Source organism: Flavobacterium tructae, from assembly GCF_001853485.1.
Lineage (GTDB): Bacteria > Bacteroidota > Bacteroidia > Flavobacteriales > Flavobacteriaceae > Flavobacterium > Flavobacterium tructae.
Genome location: NZ_MIKE01000002.1, coordinates 79,364 through 100,171, shown reverse-complemented (window position 1 = coordinate 100,171; position 20,808 = coordinate 79,364). Strand labels below are relative to the sequence as shown.

Here is a 20,808-nt window from a genome sequence, read left to right as displayed (position 1 = left end):
CACCTCTTCCCATCCCGAACAGAGAAGTTAAGCCCGCCTGCGCAGATGGTACTGCAGTTATGTGGGAGAGTATGTCGTCGCCTTTCTTTTAAGAACCCTATCCAAATCGGATAGGGTTTTTTGTTTTTTAACGTTTTTTAAATCCTTGCGCGCTTTGCGGTTAAAAAATAGAACGCGGATGATACGGATTCGTTAGGTGAAAACGCGGATCAGAACGGATTTTTTTTTGATTTACAGGAGTGAAAATTGCTTTTGCCCTTTCAGGGCGATATTTACCGTCCATTTTGGTTCATAGTGCTTTGCACCATGCTCTCTGCTTTTCGGGCTTTCAGCCCTTTTTCCTTGTGTGCTTTGCGTAAACCTTTGCGGACTTTGCGGTTAAAAACTTTAGTCCTTTTTTCTTTGAATATTCTTTTTATCATGGTATGCGTTAGGGATGGAAGCGATATCCTTTTGCGATGCCCGTACATTTAAAAATCCCTTGAAACTTCTATCGCAAAAGATTTAGCGGACAGCCCGACCCAAAGGGGAACGCCATAATAATTGTTGTCTTTAATAGATTTGATGTTTAAATAAAAGATTAGTAGGATTAAATGTTATTTCCTTTTACAATTCCACGGGATGAATTTTTTATAAAATCTAATATTTTATCACGTTCATAAGTTTGCTTCATGTGCTTTTCGATAAAATCTAATGCGTGAGAAGTATTTCTCTTTTGCTGAAAGATAATGCGATATATTTCTTGGAGTTCTTGCATTTTTTCAATCTTAAAACCTCTTCTTCTTAAACCAATGGTATTCAACCCTGCAAAACTTAAAGGTTCACGCGCAACGAGTATATACGGAGGTATATCTTTGACAATACGACTCATGCCGCTAATCATAGTATGCTCTCCAATAATCGAAAATTGATGAATTGCTGTTAATCCGCTGATATTTGCGTAATCACCGACCTTTACTTCTCCTGCCATTCCCACGTTAAAACCTATAATGCAGTTGTTCCCGATGAAACAATCATGTCCGATGTGAGTGTTGGACATGATTAGATTATGATTCCCAATTACTGTTTTTTGTTTTGATTGAGTTCCTTTGTTTATAGTAACAAATTCTCGGATAATATTGTTGTCTCCTATTTCCAGCGTACTATATTCGTTTTTGTATTTTAAATCTTGTGGGGTTCCTGATAATACTGCATTGGAATGTATTTGGCAATTCCTGCCAATTCTCGCGCCGTCAAGTAGGTTTACATTATTGCCGATCCAGGTGTTATCACCAATAATTACATCATTTTCAATAGTAGTGTAATTGCCAATATGAACATTTGTTCCAATAATTGCATTTTTGCCTATAGCTATATTTTTCAATTTGATTGTCTTTATATGAAAAGCAAATGTTGGAAAAATATAATAATTTTTTCTTGATGTAAAATCAATTAATTGAAGATCTGATTCTGCTCAATGTCTCCTGACTTACACCGATAAGCGAGGCAATGTGTTTTAGTTTTGATTTTGCAATAATAGGAGGAAATGAATTTAATAAATAGAAATATTTATCCTGAGCATTCATGGATTTATAAAAATGATGAAACTCGTTCAATTTTGAAAGATAAATTCTAAGCAGCTTAATATAGAATTTAGAAAATAATGGATATTCTAATAGAATTTGTTCATCTGTATGAGATAATGAATAAAGTATGGTGTCCTCACATGCCTGAAAAAGCTCAAATGAGGGTTTCTGTTCAAAAAAACTACTCAATGAAGTAATGAATTGATGATCGGTATAAATCCATTTAGTTATCTCTTCTCCGTCATTATAGAAAAATCTTCGCACTGAACCGGATTTTATAAAGTAAATTTTTTGGCAAATTTGTTTTTCTTTTATAATAACCTCATTTTTCTTGTAGGATTCTTCTTTGAATAAATTTTTTATTGCCTTTTCGGTCTCTTGATCCAGTGGCTGAAAACTGTTTATAAATGCAAGAAGCTCTTCCATTGCCCTTATTTAGTTGGTTTATTTAGTGAAATTAAATCTAATTCAGGTTTAATTAATAACGAATATAGTTTATTTCTCAGAGGAACTATCATTATAAACGTTGAAGAGTGTATTATGCGAATTCTGTTTTGTTTAGATGCCTTTTTTATTTGGATGACCTGTAAAAAAAAGAACCCCAAAAGAGTATTTTTTGGGGTAGATTTTAGGGTAGAAATGAATTAGACCTGTTTGTAGTCACTATGCCAAACAGCTTCTTCAGGACCATCTCCTTTGTGTCCGTCTAACTGAATTACGAAACTTTTAGCCGGGAAGTATGGTGTGATGTGGATATCAAGTAAGATTCTGTCTTTTTGAGTTTTATCCTGCTCAATTTTCATTACTGTAAACTTTTCAATAAGATTAGTAGGTCCTTTGATTCCGTCAAGGAACTTAATGATTTGACTTCTTAAATCGGCTTCAGTTCTGGTAGTCCAGTTCTCGAAAGCTCTTCTGTTTAAGAAATCGAAAAGTACTTTGGTAATATGGTCGAATACACGTACTACAGAGTAGGTTTGTAAACCTAAGTTGTCTCCGTTGAACAATGTTTTAGCCGAGAAAGCCATAATTTTACTGTACTCATTAACCATTGGTACCAATCCCATTTTTTCAATTTCTGAGATTTCGCTTTTCTTTAGGTCAAAACGAACACTTTCTACCTCGTTTAAGCCTCCGAATTTTTTACCGGCAACTACCTGAGACATCAATGTTTTGTATATTTTACCTGCTAAAGAAGTCGATGGTGGTACATAAAGATTGTCCTCTTCTCCAACTTCGTTATTTTTACTTCTTCCTAACAAATAGTTACAAGTCATAATAGTGTTTGATTTGTACACATCACCACCAGTATGATTGGCATTGAAGAAGATATCGATAACATCATCCGGAGTTTCAAGATCCTGGAAGTCAGTTAGTAATACTGTTTTATTCTCGTGAGCTATTTTAGACCATTTTTCTAAAACAGCGTTAGAACCTAAATATCCCGGAACTGAAAGTATAGAGTAGTTTTTTCTCAAATCAAGACGGTCAAAATTTTGCTTTAATTCATTCGAAACATAATCAATAAACAAAGTATTGTCTAAATCTTTTAATTGCGTTATATCAGCGTTTACGATCGTTACGTTCTTGATTTTATCGCTTTCAGCATTTTTGTAGAATAAAGCGACACTACGATAAGAAGTTTCTAATTCTCTTGTAGTGTTTAAGGCGTATTTCAGGTTTTTATTTAATGTTGCATCTGCTGATGTTGCTTTTGCATTGGCTACTTCGATCATTGATTCAACAGAATCATTTCCTTTTAGTAAATCCAGCCACAAATCAAGTCTGTTATTAAGAGTTGTTCTCTCGCTTTCCCATTGAGCATCGTTAAGAAAGATATTTTTTCTGGCTTTTCTGGTTGGGTTTAAGTTTGATAATCCGTCGATTACGTTTTCTAAGAAAGCAAAACCTCCATATTCGTTTAACAGGTTTATTTTGCTTGGGGAGTCTTGTACTAATTGTTCGCTTGAAGAACCTTGAACTTTTTGTTCTTTAGTTTGAGTTGCCATATTTACTGTTTGTTGTTGTTAATTTCGTTCTTAGCGTTTTGAAGTAATTCGATTACTGCCTCTTTAACTGCCGGATCCTGGATCGCTTTTATTAAAGCTCTGTTGCTCGAAAGCTGGCGAACAATTTTATACGCTTGTTCCTTTTCAGTGTTTAATTTATTAAGAAAAGGACTGTTTTCTTTTATAGATTTTGCTCCAAAATCTCCTAAGTTTTGGAAGACCATCGATTCGTTTAAATCGGAACCTTGTTCCGTTGTAAATTCAAAGTCTACGCTAGGTTTGTACTTCTCAAAAACCGCTTCTACAGTCTGCAAATCATAGACAGCTTCGGGTCCTACCGGCTGCTCATTTGTAAGTTTTTGAATTAGTAATGTTCTGTTCGAAGGAATTTCCAAAATTGATTCACTGGCGTCAACTTTTACTTCATTGCCACCAATACCATAATTGAACATGCTCATAATTTTATAAGATTTTTAGTTGATTTTGTAAAACTAGTAAAAAAATACTTTAAAATAATATTGATTTGTAAGTATTTTATTTGGAGTTTTGTAGCAATGTGTTAAAATTAAAAATTAAAGCTTTAGTTTTATAAAAAACAACTTAATTTCGACAAAAGATGAAATACCTGAAATACCCTGTTAATTTTAAGTCTTTGGTGAGAGGTTCACAGGATAATTTTTGTAAGATAGAGGAATCGATTGCTTATAACATTATGATGATTATTACCACTTCATTTGGAGAGATTCCGGAGATCCCAAATTACGGATCTGTCATCTGGGACCTGGAGTTTAATCAGCATATAAAGAAAAGAGATTGGGAGGATTTGGTTAGAAAATCCCTGTTAAAGTCGATTACTGAATTTGAGAGGAGACTAACCTTAAGTGAAGTCACTATTTCGTTAGATGAAATTGATAATACAGAGCTGGGATCAAGCATAAGAAGAAAAGCAAACATAGTCGTAAAAGGTGATATTATCGAAAGTCTGATGCCATTTAGCTTTCACACAAAATTGAATATAAGCCCAATTTCTCAATAGTACAAAATATGAAAGACGTTAAGTTTATTGAAATAAAAAACAGAATACAAAAGAAGTGTTTAGAGATCTGGGGAATTGAAAATATTAACATGGCCGACCCTTTGGTCATGATGTTATTAGACGTTTTTGTTCATGAACTTTATTATTTGTATCACGAAGGAATCGAATCTGATAATAAAATTATTGAACGCATTGCTCAGGAAATTGTGCCAAGTCAATGGAATTTACCTATGCCGGCACACGCTTTAGCAAGTACAGCAGCAACAAATGGTATTGTGGTACTCAACAGTGATGCTGAATTTATTATAAAATCGACTTTCGCAACCAATGTTGATTATGATATTCATTTTACTCCCTTTACCAACGAAAGCATTATAGAGGGTGAGGTCGGTTTTCAGCTCTATGATTCCTTATTGATCGATTCTTTCAAAAATGTGAATCGTTTGCCGGTGCATTGTAAAATTTCTGATCACAGGATGTGGATTGGACTGGATATTTCAAGAGAAAATCTGGAGAAATTAAATTCTTTGAAATTTACATTTGTTACAGAGAATTCCTCGTTAGATGCTTTTTTACAGTTTGTTACGGTAAGAGATACTCACGGAAATACTATTGATTTTGAAAATGAAAGTTTTGCGGAAGTTCAGGACAACAAGCATTACGTTGAAGCGATAAAATCCTACTATAAAAATTTTATTTACAAGTTAAAACTCAATCCCGAGAAGTTGGTTTACGAGTCTTTACTGGATAAATTCAATATTGAAAAAGAAGCATTAAAATCTGCTAAAAAGAATACCGAACTTATTTGGTTAGAGTTCGTATTTCCTGAAATCTTTACCAAACAGGAGCTTGATAAAATTCAGATAAAAATCAACACATTTCCGATCGTCAACCGAAAACTGAACAACAGAGTTCATAATGCTCAGGTAGAAGGACGTCTGTTTCCGATGAAGGCAGAGAGAAACACACACTTTTTGGATGTGATGAAAGTTTTTAACGAAAAAAACATCGAATTCATCAATGGTATCAAGCAGCCTAACGCCATCACTTCAAATACCTATACCGTTTTTTATGGCGGATTAGAGAATTACGATTCCAGAACGGCAAAGTTTTTCCTTAAAAAATTAGCCAGAGCTTTACGTGAAGACATCAGTTCATTTTCGAATATCAATGCCGATTATATTGATGCGACAATGACTAAAATCAATGAAGAAATCAATTCAATTGAAAGTAAAATTACCAGCAGTTACAGTCAGGTGAACGAAGAGGAAGTTTATGCTCTGATTCATGAAACCGATAAATCTAAAATTTTGTACTGTTCGTATTGGACTTCAAATGGTCAGGTGGCTAATAACTTAAAAAAAGGTACTGTTTTAAAACAAACGGTCTTATCTGAATTAGTCCAGGACTCCACTGTTTTTGAAACGACTTCCCTTGGCGGAATTTATAGAAATAACAAAGTCGAGAAATTAATCAATCTTCGATATGGTTTTTTATCCAAAGAGCGACTGGTAACGAAACAAGACATAAAATCTGCGGTTCATTATCATTTAAGAAACATTACAAAAGAGGTACTGATTACAGATGGAGTGGGCATTAGCAATGAAAGAAAAAAAGGAGTATTCAGAACGATTGATGTAAAAGTTATTTTGCAGGATAAGTACGCTTTACAGATAGAAAACAAGCAAAAAATAGGATTGTTTTTAAAGGAAACCTTAGAGAAACAATCCGTGATGAACATCCCATTTCAAATTACCATAAACTAAAGTTATGAATGAATTAGATTACAGCCCCAGCTTACTATCTGCCATTAAATCTGCTAAATCGTTGGCCATTCAGGATGGACATAGCACTTATGGTGTTCCGCATTTAGCCTATGCACTGTTATATGAGCCAACGGGATTGACAGAGGTTTTAAAAACATTATCAAAAGACATAGATTACATAAGAGAATGGTTTGACGTAAGAAAGGAAGTATACACTTCGACTCAAAGCAATGATAATATTATTATTGCCGATGCAGAGATTGAAAATGTCTTTACCGAATCGAATTTCAATAAAATCAGATTAGGATCAGATTCTATCGATGCTTTTTGTGTTTTTATCGCCATTATTAAACCCGGATTGGTGTACAGTGATAAACAGATCGACGGTTTAAATTTAAGTGATAAAGAACTTTTAAAACATTTTGGGCTTCGCAATACTCAAAAAAGTTTTAGTCTCGTCGATAATGACGATAAAGAAGAAACCGTTGATATTAATTATTGTGATACGCTCTACAGAAAAAATATAATCGAAGAGGGAAGTGCCATTATTGGACGAAATAAGGAAGTTAGACTGATACTTGAAAACATTGAACGATACGAAAATCACGGAATTTTACTGATTGGAGAATCTGGTATTGGAAAAACAAGTATCATCAAAAATCTGATTTCCAGTTTACACGAAACAGACCCTAATTTTTTTGAAGAAACGCTGGTACTTTCTTTAAACGTAGCTAAACTTGTTGCCAATTGCAATGGTGAAAACGAGGTTTCGAAGAAATTGATTGAAATTTTCGAAAAATTATCCAAGAACGGAAAGAGCATTCTTTTTATCGATGACATACAGGTGTTGTTAAATTCATCAAGCTCAAAATCAAATGCGGTAATTAACATCATTAATACGCAGTTAACACAGGGAACGATTAACATTATTGCTTCTATTGATTCAGATTCGTATCGAAAATCGATTGAAGGAACGACTATTGACGGAAAGTTTGAAAATATTTTTATCGAAGAACTGGACCACGCTTTATTAGTGGAATGTCTGGGGATTTATAAAAATAAATTAGAAAAACATTATAAAATAGGGATTGACGATGAAATTATAGAAGAAGCTATTCATCTGTCTAAAAGATTTTATAAAGAAAAGAAACTGCCTTACGGAGCCATTGATTTATTAGACCGAACAGCTTCGTCGGTAATTGTTTCAAATGCCAATTCATTAGTTGAAATTGTAAAAATAAAAGAGCAGATAAATGAAGCTGACCCATCCGACGAATCAAGGATGAGTTTGCTGAAAAAAGAAATATTCAACAGAATTAGTTGTGTGGTAACCAGTAAAATTAGTGCTGCCGAAAATTCAAAAAAACAAAAAGATGAAGTAATCACTTTTGAGGAGATCGAAAAATTAGCAGCTGATATTGAAGCCATAGCAAAAGAAAAAATCATCGTGGTTAAAAAGTCTGAGATTTTGGCGGTCGTTTCTAATGCAACCGGAATTCCATTAGGAAAGATAAGTGCAGGAGAAAAGGAGAAATTGCTAACGATTGAAGACAAATTACAAGAGAGAGTAAAAGGGCAGGCACATGCTATTAAAACACTTTCAGAAGCCATAATCGAATCCCGAAGTGGTTTAAGTAACCCGAAACAGCCTATTGGTTCATTCTTCTTTTTGGGACCAACCGGAACGGGAAAGACAGAATTAACCAAAACACTTGCAGAGTTATTGTTTGATGACGAAAATGCGATGATTCGTTTTGATATGTCCGAGTTTAAAGAAGAACATTCGGCGGCGTTATTGTATGGTGCACCTCCGGGATATGTGGGCTATGAAGAAGGAGGGATGCTGGTGAATAAAATCAGACAAAAACCTTATTCGGTGGTGCTTTTTGATGAGATCGAGAAAGCGCACAGTTCGGTTTACGACGTGTTTTTGCAGATTATGGACGAAGGAAAAGTGCATGATAAATTGGGTCGTGAAGGTGATTTTTCGAATGCGATTATCATTTTTACCTCAAATATTGGAAGCCAATGGATTCAGGAGCAGATAGAAAGCGGTCATTTACCCACTTCCAATCAGTTGATTGATATTATGAGTCAGCATTTCAGACCTGAGTTTTTAGGACGTTTGACCGAAGTAGTTCCATTTGCGCCGATCAATATAGAAATCGCCAAAGCTATTTTTAAACTGCATCTTAGCCGTCTGCAGGAACAGTTAAGAACGATCAAAAATATTTCGTTTGATTTATCTGATTCGGCCTTAGAATATCTGACCAATAAAGGATTTTCTAAAAAATACGGTGCCAGACCTATTGCGGGAACCGTACGAACTTATCTAAAGAAAACCATTTCAAAACTAATTATATCCGAAGCTATTTTGGAGAACGAAAGTATTGTTCTGGATATAAAAGAGGATGAATTTATCTGGGAAAAGAAGTAAGATATGGAACAGGATATCGCAGTTTTAAAACAACAGCTTAACTTTAATTTGAGAGGAGAAATTCTTTTTTATGAATTGCAAAATATTCTTAAAAAGGAAACCGAAGTCTTTGTCAGACACAAAGGCCTTTCAAAAAGACACAATTCAAGGGACGCTATTGATCTCTCGTCGATGCTGTATCAGGAAGATTCGAGATTTACCAAAGAGGCGCTGGTGTTGCATTTGGCCAAAAACAGCATCTACCATAATTTACCCGAATTACTTTTTCATCCCTTATCGGTTAGTAATTCTACGATGTCAAATAAGGAAATTGTAGAAGCAGTTAGAGAAAATAAAAAAGCTGAAAATAATGCTTTAGATTTTTTTATGCCTTTTGACAATGAACTTTTTGCAGCAAATTCAAATTTTGCGATCAGAAGTCTTCACTTGTTTAATGATAAGATTGATTTGTTTCTGAAAATAGTAGATGAATTAGTCGCCATTGATTTTGACTTGTCTCATACACAAAAAAAGAATCTCTTTATTTATCTGTGTGAAGCCGATAGACTGAAAGAGAATCTTCCGGAACTGGAGAAAGTACTGGAAACTTTATTGGGTAATGTAGTCAAATTAAAATACAAGAAGCATGTTTTCACCGATTCTCCTTTTTTGGAATTAAGTGAAGGAACATTAGGATTCAATCTGGGACTTTGCGGAGCGGTAGAAAGTGAGATAGACGATGTAGAGGTTGCGCTATATTTTGAAGGAAATATAGATTATAAGATACTAGAACGTAAGATGAACCTAACGCGTAAAGTATTAGAGTATTTTATCATTAGTAACAGAAAAATTGATATCGTCTTTTTTAATAATTATCAGTTAGGCATCAAACTAAACGAGAACTATTTGGGCATAAATACCATTTTATAATTTTTAAACCATAATAATGAGATAACATTCAGATATGAATACAATACTACCCTTTTTCTTAAAATACCTATTAGCTCCGTTTTTGATTTTAATCATAACGCTGATTATGAGCCAGTTTTCAAATGTGAAAATCAAAACAAAAGCGGCCATAATATTTACTTTATGTTTTTCGATTATAGCAGCTTTGCCCTGTTTATTTGCTTTCTTTAACAATGAATTTATCTGGTTTGGCTTATTATTTTCGGTGATCTACTACATCATACTTGGAATCGCACTGGTGTATTTCATGAATACAGCTTTATTTCAAAAAGTAGGGATACAGAATAATGTTCTGGCCAAAGTGTTTATGTTTTTAATAATAGCGATTCTCTCTTCCTGGATTTATTATCTTGTTTTCAACTACATCGCCATATCGAGTTACGCTCACATTAGTATGCTTAATATTTTGTGGCTGTTTGTACCTATCTTTTTTCAGGAATCAAAGAACAAATACCTGCAAATTCCTGAGCCTTTCTACGAATACTGGAGAGTGGGAAAAGAACGCAAGGATTTCGAATATTGGGATAATATCGATAAGTTCCGCCTCATGCAGGTGTCCATACACATCAGAAAAAAAGCGAATTCTGAATTCTTTTCAAAATTTGATGTAAAAATTGCTCAGGACGTCAATCTGGGGAGTTGGTTTGATAAGTTTATAGAAGACCAGAATTACAGATTCCCTAATGATGCTATCGAATCCAGTGCAGAAAATGAAGATACGGGCTGGACTTTTTATACGGCAAAATACTTCAGCTTTCCTTTGTTTATCAAGAATTTGAGTCCTTACAGAACCATTTCTGAAAGTAAATTGAAAAATAAACAGACGATTTTTGCTAAAAGAGTTGCTTTAAACAGACATGAAAACGGTCTGGATGAATAATTTAATACCATATCTTTTTCTTTAAAACCATTTGGACTAAAAAGGGAAAAGAGATTAACAAATACCATAAAACAAACTTCAGGATTATGAAATCAAACATTCATTTACCAATCAACTGGACAGACGGTGTAAAACTTACGAAAGACCATTTTATCAATAATTATTTCAATTACGTAACAATTGTCAGCGATTATAACAAAGTTCAGCTAAACAATTTTAATTATGGCTGTATCCAACCGGCGGGAAATAAATCGATAGACATTGAGATAAAAATTGAGGGAGGACAGCTGGTTGCCTACCTAAAAAAATGCGAAGTAATTGCTAAAAATGGTCACATCATTTCTTTTAATCAGGATATTTATGGCACCAAACTTCCGGAAGTAAGTATTAATGCAAACGACTTAGATCGAAATTCTTTTGAGCATTACTACGTGATTGTTTCCGTTAATCCTTATGATTTAATTCCTGTAGGTATTCCTGATCCGGAAATCATTCCATTGCACCATCCGCATGCCCTTCCGGAAATCAAATTACACATCATCAATAAAAAAGAGGTAAATGATAATTTTTTATCGGGTTACTTTTTAATTGTCAAAAAAATAATATTCCAAAACGGAACTTTTATCGAAGACAACAAGTACATCGCTCCTGTTGTTAAGACTAAAAACAATGAAATCCTGAATCAGTTTATAGCGAAAGTAAACACTGAATTGTATCAGTTAAATGATTTCTCGATTAAAATTCATAAAAAAAATGTGCAAAACTCTTCTAATAACAGACTGGTGTCGAACACGTTTAGTTTATGTACTAAAATAATCGGGTATTATTCAGAAAACTGTTTTTATCTTAAAAATGTCGCTCCGGAGGAATCTCCGGTGTATATGTTTGACAGAATAATTGTTTTGGCGAATCATCTTATTTCGACATTGACTTTAATGGATGACAAAGAAAAAGAGGTGCTGCTGCAGTACTATTATGAATGGATTGATGTAAAACCTTCGGAGTTATTAAGTGTATTGTTTGAAGCAAAAAGTGCCGTATACGACCACAACGATATCGCACAAACACTTGAAAAACTGAATCAGTTTCTAGGAATTTTGAAGCGCTTATGGCAAAAATTAAGTGAACTGGAGTATATCGGAATCAGAAAAGAGAACATTGTAATTAGTGAGGAAACGAAAGTGGCAGCACCAAAGAGCAATACATGGTCAATATTAGATTAAACATAGCGCTATGAAACCACTTAATTCTCCTAAAATAGCGACTCAAAAACGCAGGTTTTTAATCCTCTTTTTTACAACGTTTACTTTTATTTTCGGCTGTCTTTTTATTACGCTGATAACGGCCAATAAAGGTGCTGCCGAGTTAGAGCAAAAACACAAATACTACAATGATATTGCAGTAAAACAGGGCGAAATGAACTTGCTTCTGGGTGAAATCCTGATCGAAATCAATGACTTAAGATTTAAGGACCGAACTTTAAATGAACGTAAAAACCTTCAGTCCCTGATCAACGAAAAAAGATTTGCAATCAATAATGAGATTCAAAAATCAAAAACAAATCTGACCAATTCTTTTGGTTTGTATGAGGAACTTTTGGTTGAATTGCAGCGCATACAAACTAAGATTGATGTTTTAAAAGAAGCAGCAACAAGCTACGAAATCAAAAGTAATCAGCTTAAAAATTGTATTGAAAAACATAAACTCGAAAATAAAAAAAATAGCACCAAATCATGAAGAAGGCAATAATTTTTGACGAAACCTATTGGAAGAAAGCCAAGTTCAATTTATTATTTATCATTAGCGCCTGTGTCATATTTATTGGTCTTACCAAGTTTTTACTGAAGACACCGGATTTTAATAATACGGATATGCTGAACAGAATTAATGATTATGAAAAAATGCAGAAGATTAAGGTAGACTATGCCAATAAATCGAAGTTAATTTTCAAAACCATTGATACGATAAAATACGACATTAATCAGGTACAGCGTATTGATGAAGTAAAAAGAAATATTTCAGAGTACAAACAGCTTTATAAAGACAACGAATTTCATTCGTCCTATAATTTTTGCTTAATCGGCGGGAACTTATTAAATGTTTTTTTAGAGATAAACCTGGAAGAAAGTACGGTAAAAAAGAACGATACTCTGGTACAGACAAGTCTTAACGAATGTAAAGCAGATTTTAAAAATGAACATTAAAAACAGAACAGTAGTTATCCTTTTGTCTTGCATTGCGGTAATTTTAGTGATAGTAGCACTGCTATTTCCTTATAATAAACGATTAAGTAATCTTGATTTTTCAATTGTTGACGACAATAGTAATCACCAGTATGAATTAAACGAGGAATTATCTTTTAAAATAAATGACAGTACTCTAATATCAGATAAAAAAGCCGTTTGGTATTTTGGAAACGGTGATTCAATTGTTAGTAAAGGAAGTGTAAACTACACTTATGACAAAGCCGGAAAATATTTAGTTACCTTAAAAATTGACGACAAGTTTGATTTTTCAAAGCAAATTAATATCGTAAACGGCAGAAGATTGACGGCAAGAGATTCTATCACCAAGATATTTTGTCCGGAGTTTGGTTATGTAGGTGAGGAAATTGTGTTTACCGGATATTCTCCGAGTTCTAATAATTGGTATTGGGAATTTGGCGAAACGGGAACCATAGATTCTTATGAAAAACAAGCCATTTATATTTTTACCCAGCCAGGAATTTATACGGTAAAGCTCGAAACAGACAAAACGAAGTATCCGATAACAAAAGAAATTGAAGTGCTTCAATTGTACGAACCTTTTAAAGAACCGGAGGCTGTAGATTCATCAGGTATTGTATTAAACGATATTAAAAAAAGACTGCAGACCATTGCTAATTTAGGAGCAAGAGATACCAGAACGTACAGAGAACAGGTTAATTATCTGAAAAATAAATACATCTGTAACGATTTGTCTGATGTTGTGGTAGTAGTCAACGAAGAAAAATACAACGATTTTTTAAGTTACTGTCAGGGACTTCACTATCTGGAAGGCAATGAGACTATAATTGAGGATGTAAAATTAGATAATATTAAGTGCTTTAAGCAGATCAATATTACCCAAAAAACTAAAAATAAAACAAAGTAATAGATGAAAAGCAGCATTTTACTTCGATATACGTCTTTAATTTGTTTATTGATCACCAGTACCCTTTTTTCGCAGGTTAAGAACAGTACAAACGTTCTTAAAAAAACAGGAGAAACAGTTAATACTTACGATAACCAGGAGCAAAAAGAAAATAAAAAACCAGAACTAAAAATGGTTTTTTCAGATCGAAATGAGAATAAAATTTACGAGGAACCTTATAGCGCTAAAGTAAAAAACAAGGCCGCTATTTTGACTCCCATGTATGTTATTGATGAAGATAAGAATTACTACGAAGTGGTCGTTGCGGATAAAAAACTGATTGGAAAACCTAAAGGAACATTCTCTGCTTTAAGAAGTAAAGACAACCATTTCTCTAAAGCTAAAGAAGTACAATATCTGGGATGGATTAAAAAAGACAATGTACTGGAATACGGCAGAGCCATTCAGAATCAGGTTAACTTAAAATATGTAAAGTATTTTGTGGCTTGTAATACGCTGGATAATTTAGTAAACAGTAACAATAATGTCAAAAAAAGTACTCTTCTGTTAAAGGGAGATCCTAACTTAGAAACCGCAACAAAAAAGGGGATTAAACTAAATGACTTCGTTTACGTTTACAACATAAACAAAACGGCAAATTCAGCTTTTGTGTCCAATTCTGATGATTTGATGCCAAAAGACACCGCTAATTTTAAGTTTGGTTGGGTTCCTTTACAATATCTGAATCCCATAACAGACAATGTGGTGGTGAAACTGAACCCTGCCGATACGTTGAAGTTTTCGTCGGGTAAAATCAACTTTCATGCAAATGAATTGTACAGGAACACCTTTTTCGTAAATGAAAATCAATCCAGTAATGCTGCCAGATTCGATAATACTACTAAAATTTTATTACCTGTAAATGTATGGAACCACGACAAAAATAAAATTACAAATTTAAAGGGGGATGATATTACCATAAAGACAATTGAACAGATTGATCTGCAAAGTAAGACCATTAACTTTTTTTACGTTTTTGAGAACAACGGCAGTACCAAACAATACCTGAAAAAGACACTTTCGGCATTGCAAAATCTAAAACTAACAACAAGCAGTGATTTGTACGCCAATTATAATTTTACTTATTCGTTTATAGCAAAAGGCAAGTCCAAAAGTTATTATTTGCTCAGAGCATCCTCATTTTCGAAGTGGTTTGATTTAATTGAAAAAAGTATCAAAACACCGGAAGAAATTACAAATGAAAATATTTTACCCAATAACAACATAAATATTACGCAGTTTCTGAGTGCGGGACCCAATTACGAAAACAATTTTTTTATACTCGCAGGATTAGACGGATCTATAAATACCGTTTTACAAGACAATATGAGCGCATTGGCGAAGAATAATGCCAAGTTATTGTACATCCTTTTTAGAAATGAAAACAGTTCGGATAATCAGGATTTTATTTCGCAAAGTAAGGCCTATTTAAGTGATGCCAGTAATGCCAATAAAAAATACATTCAGAACTATTATGTAGATCCAAAACTGGTTCCTAAAAATGATGAATTTGTTTACAATGGCGAAGCCGATAATGAGTACATCTACAACGCTCCTTTAAAAAGTAACTTTAATGGCGGAATTGTATTTCCTAAGTTAAACGGGGAGCTTACTCCTGAAACGATAAACAAGGCCATTGATACCGTGATCAGTAAAACGATCAAGACAAACAATGCATTGCTAAAATCACTGACTCAGTATAAAAATGAATTTAGTTTTTTAAGAAGTCAGCCGAGTATAACCGTAAAAAATATTATCGAAAATTCTCCTTTAAAAGACAGCGTTAGTACGGATGTACCTAAAAAGTATAAAAACGAAACGTTTGCGATAAATGCAAAAGATTCGCTGGATAATGATTTAGAAAGTAAAGTACATATTTTACTGACCGAAAATGAAATTAAACAGCTTATTGAAAATTATCGGGAGTTAGTAAGTAAAGAATACACCAATGAGAATATTGATAAGGTAGAGATTCTGAATTTTAAAGACAGGTGCTATACATTTGCCTCAATTATCAGAAGGACAGAACCATTGAGAAACAGAAATTCTTTAGCAGATCTGTTTTATTTTAAGACTAGAGTATTTGTAAACAGTTCTGATCTGCATACTATAAGAATTAAAGATATCAGAAAGTTTAAGAGAAAACCGGCCGAATTCAGGGCTCTCTTTATAGGTTTAAATGCTAAAGTTGAAGCCTTAGAGAAAATGGTCAGAAATAGTGCTTTTGAGGTTTTTGATGAGGAGTCTCAGCTCAAACACTATTATATATCGAAAAATATGCTACTATAAAATAACGATTATGGAACTTATCAATACAATAGAAATGACGAAACCTTTGCATGAAATAATTTTAGAGTTATTTTATTTTGAAAGCAAAGGGAAGCCGTGCGAGTTTACAAAAAAAGAAATTTTGTGGAGACTTAAAAATCCCAGTATTACAGAATATCAGATAGAAGAAGTACTCAATTGGATGGTACATCATAAAAAACTAAATGAGAATTTAGGTTTGTACAGCCTCGATCGTTTTGAACTAATTGATTTAGAAGAAAAATTTAAAACCGAGAGATTGCACAAAGAAAAAAAACAAGAGCCCATTTTTTTTACCAATTACAGTACGATAAACAATATACACAATGCCGCAAAGCCTAAAGCGCTTGAAATATTTATTCAGTACATACTGCCTACGTTTTTGCTTTCTTATATTGTGTTTATTTTTTTCTTAGTAAACAAGTTAAATGACAGTTTTGCGGTAAACAATAATAAAATTGAAGACGTTAGCGAACTGACACTAAAAGAACCTAAAACAGGAGTGATTAGAAAAAAAAGAGCGCTGTCTGACAAAGAAGTGAAAAGACTGTTTTCTAATCAGCATCAGAATATTTTGTATTTGAACAAGACTATAGATTCATTGCAAAAGCAGGTGAACAAAATTAATGAAATTCACACCACAGCAACTTTAGACTTAAAAAACCAGGTCAATTCTTTACAGCCACAGGTCAATTCAATAGTCCTGCACATAACCGTTGTGCTGTTGGGATTTATTCTGTTATTTTTTATGAAAAATGTTACAGATTAAAAGTGAATTAGTAAAAAAACAGATAAAAGAGGTATTCTAAAAATTATGCAGAATATCTCTTTTTGTGTTTATGGGAGGTAGGTGAAGAAGTAAAATGAATGTTGAAAAAATATTTTTTGACTATTAGATTGTTTTTTGCAGTTGCTATTTGTTTTTTTAAAACAGATGAATTTTCTGTCAGCCCTTGTGAATGCTGGATTCTTACATTTGTGAATTAAAAACGGCTCATTTTTTTCTTAATTTTTATGAAAAAGATTACGAATTGACTTGTTTTTTAAAATTGTATTTGTATATTCGTACAAATATTGATTGCGAATCACCCTCATCTTCCTACAAGAAGCAATTAAAAAAAGTACGTTAGTACAAAAAGAGGTATTCTAAAATCATGTAGAATACCTCTTTTTTTTTGTTCATACTAGTCACACAAAAAGAAAGAGGATTCTGAAAAACTTTATTTAACAACTTAAATTTTTTATTATGGCATTTAAATCAATTTTAGAATTCGAAGGAAACGAGTACCAAGTATTATTTTCAAAAGTTGATATGTTGAGACATACTGACGGTAAAGGAGCTGTTTCTTCTGAAATTAAAGGAGGAAGATTAAACTTAAGAGTAAAATCTACAGACAACACTACAGTTATCGAACAAGCGGTAAACAGCCAGCACAAACCGGTAAGCGGAAAAGTAAAATTTTTCAAAGCTGACTCTGAGCAGGTAATGAAAGAACTTACTTTTGAAAACGCTTTCATTGTGTTCTTTAGTGAGCAGTTAGACGCTTTGGCTGAAACTCCAATGACTACTGAGATTACATTCTCTGCAGAGAAAATTACTTTAGGTAATGCTACACTAGACAACAACTGGGCTAAAATTTAATTTTTCTCATAAAACAAGAAGCAGTTACGTACTGCTTCTTGTTTTTTTATTTTCAGAATATGACATCTTTTAGCTTAAAATTGAATTCGGCGCAAAGAACTTTAAAATAAAGGGCTTTGACTATACTCTGTTTAAGTTAAAAATTTTAAAGAATTAAACTTAAAACTAGACAGATTTATGGTCATTCCTAAAATAATCTTTGGTATAGACGGCAAAGAAATTTCTCATTTTACTAAAATCGATTTAAAGCAAACCATTAATGCTCACCATGAGTTTTCAATAAGTATTCCACATTCTGTTATAGAACGACCTCGGGCCTATACGATGGAAAGCGCCCAGGAATGTCTTGGAAAAGTGCTGCACATCAGGTTAAGTGGTAACAATAACTTTCTGGGAATTATAACAAACGTTCGCTACCAACAGGAATTGGGACATGTAGGCAGTCAAATTGTTATTTCAGGGTATTCTAAAACTATTTTGTTAGACTACGGTCAAAAGTTGCATTCCTGGGAAAATCTCAATTTGAAAGATATGGTGCACGATCTCATACAAACTGCTGCAGGAGAACAGCTGCAATATGAAATCGAACCCGAATTTACTTCTAAAATAGAATATCAAACGCAATATCTGGAATCGGATTTTAAGTATATCCAGAGATTAGCCAAACAATATAACGAATGGTTATTTTATGACGGAGAAAAACTTTTTTTTGGAAAACCACAACAAGAAAGCTCTCCCATAAAATTAATTTACAATAAAGACCTGTTTAATTTAAGTATATCGGTAGAAGCAAAACCCCATCAGTACAGCGGTTATACTTATAATGAAAATATCGATCAGCTTTATCAGGCACAAACAGATGACAGCATCGTAGAGGGATTACCGAAATTAGGAAAAGACGCCTTCGAAGCTTCCAAAAAATTATATAGTACAGCTTCTTACGAGTTCGGACAATTTAGTACCGGAGATGATGTATATTTTGAGAGTATCCTGAAAAAAAAACAGGAAAGTATAGCTGCAGAAGGAAACTACATTTCGGCAACAAGCTCAAATCCAAAACTAAGAATCGGCTCTATTATTAATATCGAATCTCAGCAAATATTAGATAAATCAGAGGTTCTTCAAAAAGGATTGAGTACGAATAAGACACAATTTGAATCGAATGAAATTGGTACTTATATTATTACCGAAATCACACATAAAGCTACTGAAATTGGAGAGTACGAAAATAGTTTCAGAGCACTTCCGGCTAAAATAAAAAAACTTCCCGAGCCTCAGGTAGGCATGCCAATAGCACAGGAACAAAGAGCTGTGGTAGTGGCCAATGATGATCCTAGTGGTAATGGAAGAGTTCGCGTAGAATTATTATGGCAAAAGAAACAGCAGTCCCGTACACCTTGGCTGTATGTATTAACTCCTAATGCCGGAACCAGCGATGTGGTAAATAGAAATCGCGGATGGGTTACGATACCGGAGGTAGGCGATCACGTAATGGTTAGTTTTCGATACAATGATCCTAACAGACCGTATGTAATTGGTAGTATTTTTAACGGAAAAACAGGCGAAGGCGGTAAGCTGGACAATCATATTAAAAGTTTCTTTACCCGTTGCGGGAGTACCATCACTTTTGATGATAAGCAGAAAAGTATTCTGATAAAGGACCCGTCAGATAACAGTGTTTATTTGGATGGTGAAGGTAATATTACTGTAAATGCACCTAAAAATATGACCATCAATGTTGGTGATAATCTGGATATTACCGTTGGTAAAAATATGACTGTAGGGGTAGGCGGTAACAAGAAAACTACTATCGACGGTAACAACAGCTTAAAAGTTGGAAAAAGCAGTACAGTCGATATTACAGAACTCTACAAACTTATTACAAATATGTACGAGCAAAAAGTATCAGGTGATAAAACTGTAAAGATTAATGGTAATTTAAATAAAACTACAGCAACAACAACTCATAAAGCCATAGGAGGAGATATTTTGATAAAAAGTTCGGGAATCTCAAAAGTACTGGGTGCCATTGATGCCAAAGTAAATAAAGGATAACGCAAGCACACTGGTAATGATTTATCCTAATTGAAACAAAATGGTACAGGCAAAGAAACGTAATCGTAATATCAAATCAGAATGAAGCAGCTATTATTTTTTATTTTTCTATTGACAAGTGCATTCTCTTTTGGACAGGCGGAAGAGGTACAAAAAGCAGAAATAGAAGGCGGTACATTATCTAAAAAGTATATTGACGGAAAACTGGAAAGTTTTATTGTAGAAATGTACGCGGTAAATTATGGAAACATCTTCAGTTTTACTAAAGAAAAAGATACCATTACAGTGAGTAATGGAGAAAAATCAGCTGCTGTTATTAAGATATATTTTAAAGATCAGATGCAAATAAGTGAACTATTTTGTAAGAAGAAAATAGTAGGCTATTTTGAAACTATAAATTTGAATATCGATCATTTACCCAAAAGCAACAGCATTTATAGTTTTCTTGTAAATAATAAAATAAAGAGCTCTATATGCAGTTTTGATCTCAACGATCTCGATGAAAATTTTGACCAAAATCTGATAAAACTTTTTACTAGTTTAAATCATGCTGCAAATGCTGAAAATTTGGATTCCGCCTTTAATTCAATAGCCCATTTTTTTTCCAAAGAAGATGCTCTTTACAGAATCTATTTAAGAAGTTATGCTGAAAAATTTGCCCCTCCAATAATTACCTATTTGAAAACCAATGAATCCGGAAAGATTGAATCCGGAATTGTCTGGACAGGAAAAGAGACCGGAAATGGAAAGTATGAAATTTACAGTAAAGAGAAAGTAATACAATCAGGAGTTCAAAACCTATCCAATTTTAAAAAAACTTTTAGGGAGTATTTTAATAAAAATGGAATTGAAAACTAGATAAAACATTCTTACCATAACGATAATAGAATAAAGAGTTGACAACTATGTATAGCATACGGAAACAGGTTTAGTTAAAGAAAAAATATGAGATGTATCTTACTTTTGATATATTTACAAGTAGTTCGTTAAGA

At 33.4% G+C, this 20,808-nt stretch carries 18 protein-coding genes and 1 rRNA gene; 15 read left to right on the top strand and 4 right to left on the bottom strand.

What is annotated here, in order from left to right; genetic code table 11:
- Positions 1 to 86 (top strand): 5S ribosomal RNA (gene rrf / locus BHE19_RS00900); the annotation flags it as partial.
- Between the two features lie 503 nt (positions 87 to 589).
- Here the strand turns inward: rrf and lpxA are convergent.
- The 4 genes from lpxA to BHE19_RS00875 all read right to left on the bottom strand — a co-directional run bounded on the left by lpxA (position 590) and on the right by BHE19_RS00875 (position 4,032).
- Positions 590 to 1,363, bottom strand: coding sequence for an acyl-ACP--UDP-N-acetylglucosamine O-acyltransferase (gene lpxA, locus BHE19_RS00890; protein WP_083342433.1), 774 nt, complete (start codon positions 1,361 to 1,363; stop codon positions 590 to 592).
- Positions 1,364 to 1,427: 64 nt separating this feature from the next.
- Positions 1,428 to 1,991 carry a Crp/Fnr family transcriptional regulator gene (locus BHE19_RS00885; RefSeq protein WP_070905597.1) on the bottom strand — a complete coding sequence of 188 codons (564 nt, stop codon included), beginning with the start codon at positions 1,989 to 1,991 and terminating at the stop codon, positions 1,428 to 1,430.
- A gap of 218 nt (positions 1,992 to 2,209) precedes the next feature.
- Positions 2,210 to 3,574, bottom strand: a complete 1,365-nt coding sequence (locus BHE19_RS00880; RefSeq protein ID WP_017496374.1) for a DUF5458 family protein — start codon at positions 3,572 to 3,574, stop codon at positions 2,210 to 2,212.
- A gap of 2 nt (positions 3,575 to 3,576) precedes the next feature.
- Positions 3,577 to 4,032, bottom strand: a complete 456-nt coding sequence (locus BHE19_RS00875) for a hypothetical protein (RefSeq protein WP_026109973.1) — start codon at positions 4,030 to 4,032, stop codon at positions 3,577 to 3,579.
- A gap of 158 nt (positions 4,033 to 4,190) precedes the next feature.
- Between BHE19_RS00875 and BHE19_RS00870 the strand changes: the two genes are divergently transcribed.
- The 14 genes from BHE19_RS00870 (at position 4,191) to BHE19_RS00805 (ending at position 20,674) form a co-directional block, all read left to right on the top strand.
- Complete coding sequence (locus tag BHE19_RS00870; RefSeq protein ID WP_017496372.1) at positions 4,191 to 4,610, top strand: GPW/gp25 family protein; 420 nt, start codon at positions 4,191 to 4,193, stop codon at positions 4,608 to 4,610.
- An 8-nt stretch (positions 4,611 to 4,618) separates the two neighbouring features.
- Complete coding sequence (locus BHE19_RS00865; RefSeq protein ID WP_070905596.1) at positions 4,619 to 6,376, top strand: hypothetical protein; 1,758 nt, start codon at positions 4,619 to 4,621, stop codon at positions 6,374 to 6,376.
- A 4-nt stretch (positions 6,377 to 6,380) separates the two neighbouring features.
- Positions 6,381 to 8,813, top strand: a complete 2,433-nt coding sequence (locus BHE19_RS00860) for an AAA family ATPase (protein WP_070905595.1) — start codon at positions 6,381 to 6,383, stop codon at positions 8,811 to 8,813.
- A 3-nt stretch (positions 8,814 to 8,816) separates the two neighbouring features.
- Positions 8,817 to 9,722, top strand: coding sequence for a hypothetical protein (locus BHE19_RS00855; protein WP_070905594.1), 906 nt, complete (start codon positions 8,817 to 8,819; stop codon positions 9,720 to 9,722).
- Positions 9,723 to 9,756: 34 nt separating this feature from the next.
- Positions 9,757 to 10,641, top strand: a complete 885-nt coding sequence (locus BHE19_RS00850; protein WP_165607894.1) for a TssN family type VI secretion system protein — start codon at positions 9,757 to 9,759, stop codon at positions 10,639 to 10,641.
- Between the two features lie 86 nt (positions 10,642 to 10,727).
- Positions 10,728 to 11,864 carry a hypothetical protein gene (locus tag BHE19_RS00845; RefSeq protein ID WP_070905592.1) on the top strand — a complete coding sequence of 379 codons (1,137 nt, stop codon included), beginning with the start codon at positions 10,728 to 10,730 and terminating at the stop codon, positions 11,862 to 11,864.
- A 10-nt stretch (positions 11,865 to 11,874) separates the two neighbouring features.
- On the top strand, positions 11,875 to 12,378 hold the full coding sequence (locus tag BHE19_RS00840) for a hypothetical protein (RefSeq protein WP_070905591.1): 504 nt from the start codon (positions 11,875 to 11,877) through the stop codon (positions 12,376 to 12,378).
- The gene (gene tssO, locus BHE19_RS00835; protein WP_017496365.1) at positions 12,375 to 12,845 is read left to right on the top strand and encodes a type VI secretion system TssO; all 471 of its coding nucleotides are present in this window, start codon (positions 12,375 to 12,377) and stop codon (positions 12,843 to 12,845) included. Before BHE19_RS00840 ends, tssO begins: the two co-directional genes overlap by 4 nt.
- Positions 12,835 to 13,773: a PKD domain-containing protein gene (locus BHE19_RS00830; protein ID WP_070905590.1), complete on the top strand. Its 939-nt coding sequence runs from the start codon at positions 12,835 to 12,837 to the stop codon at positions 13,771 to 13,773. The genes tssO and BHE19_RS00830 overlap by 11 nt, the downstream gene beginning before the upstream one ends.
- A 3-nt stretch (positions 13,774 to 13,776) precedes the next feature.
- Complete coding sequence (gene tssR, locus BHE19_RS00825) at positions 13,777 to 16,101, top strand: type VI secretion system protein TssR domain-containing protein (protein WP_123923566.1); 2,325 nt, start codon at positions 13,777 to 13,779, stop codon at positions 16,099 to 16,101.
- Positions 16,102 to 16,111: 10 nt separating this feature from the next.
- Positions 16,112 to 16,888, top strand: coding sequence for a DUF5457 domain-containing protein (locus BHE19_RS00820; protein WP_017496363.1), 777 nt, complete (start codon positions 16,112 to 16,114; stop codon positions 16,886 to 16,888).
- Between the two features lie 477 nt (positions 16,889 to 17,365).
- Entirely contained in the window at positions 17,366 to 17,761 is a 396-nt protein-coding gene (gene tssD / locus BHE19_RS00815; RefSeq protein ID WP_017496361.1) for a type VI secretion system tube protein TssD, read from the top strand.
- A 177-nt stretch (positions 17,762 to 17,938) separates the two neighbouring features.
- Positions 17,939 to 19,816: a type VI secretion system Vgr family protein gene (locus tag BHE19_RS00810; RefSeq protein ID WP_070905588.1), complete on the top strand. Its 1,878-nt coding sequence runs from the start codon at positions 17,939 to 17,941 to the stop codon at positions 19,814 to 19,816.
- An 81-nt stretch (positions 19,817 to 19,897) separates the two neighbouring features.
- Positions 19,898 to 20,674, top strand: a complete 777-nt coding sequence (locus tag BHE19_RS00805; protein WP_070905587.1) for a hypothetical protein — start codon at positions 19,898 to 19,900, stop codon at positions 20,672 to 20,674.
- Positions 20,675 to 20,808 lie beyond the last annotated feature (134 nt).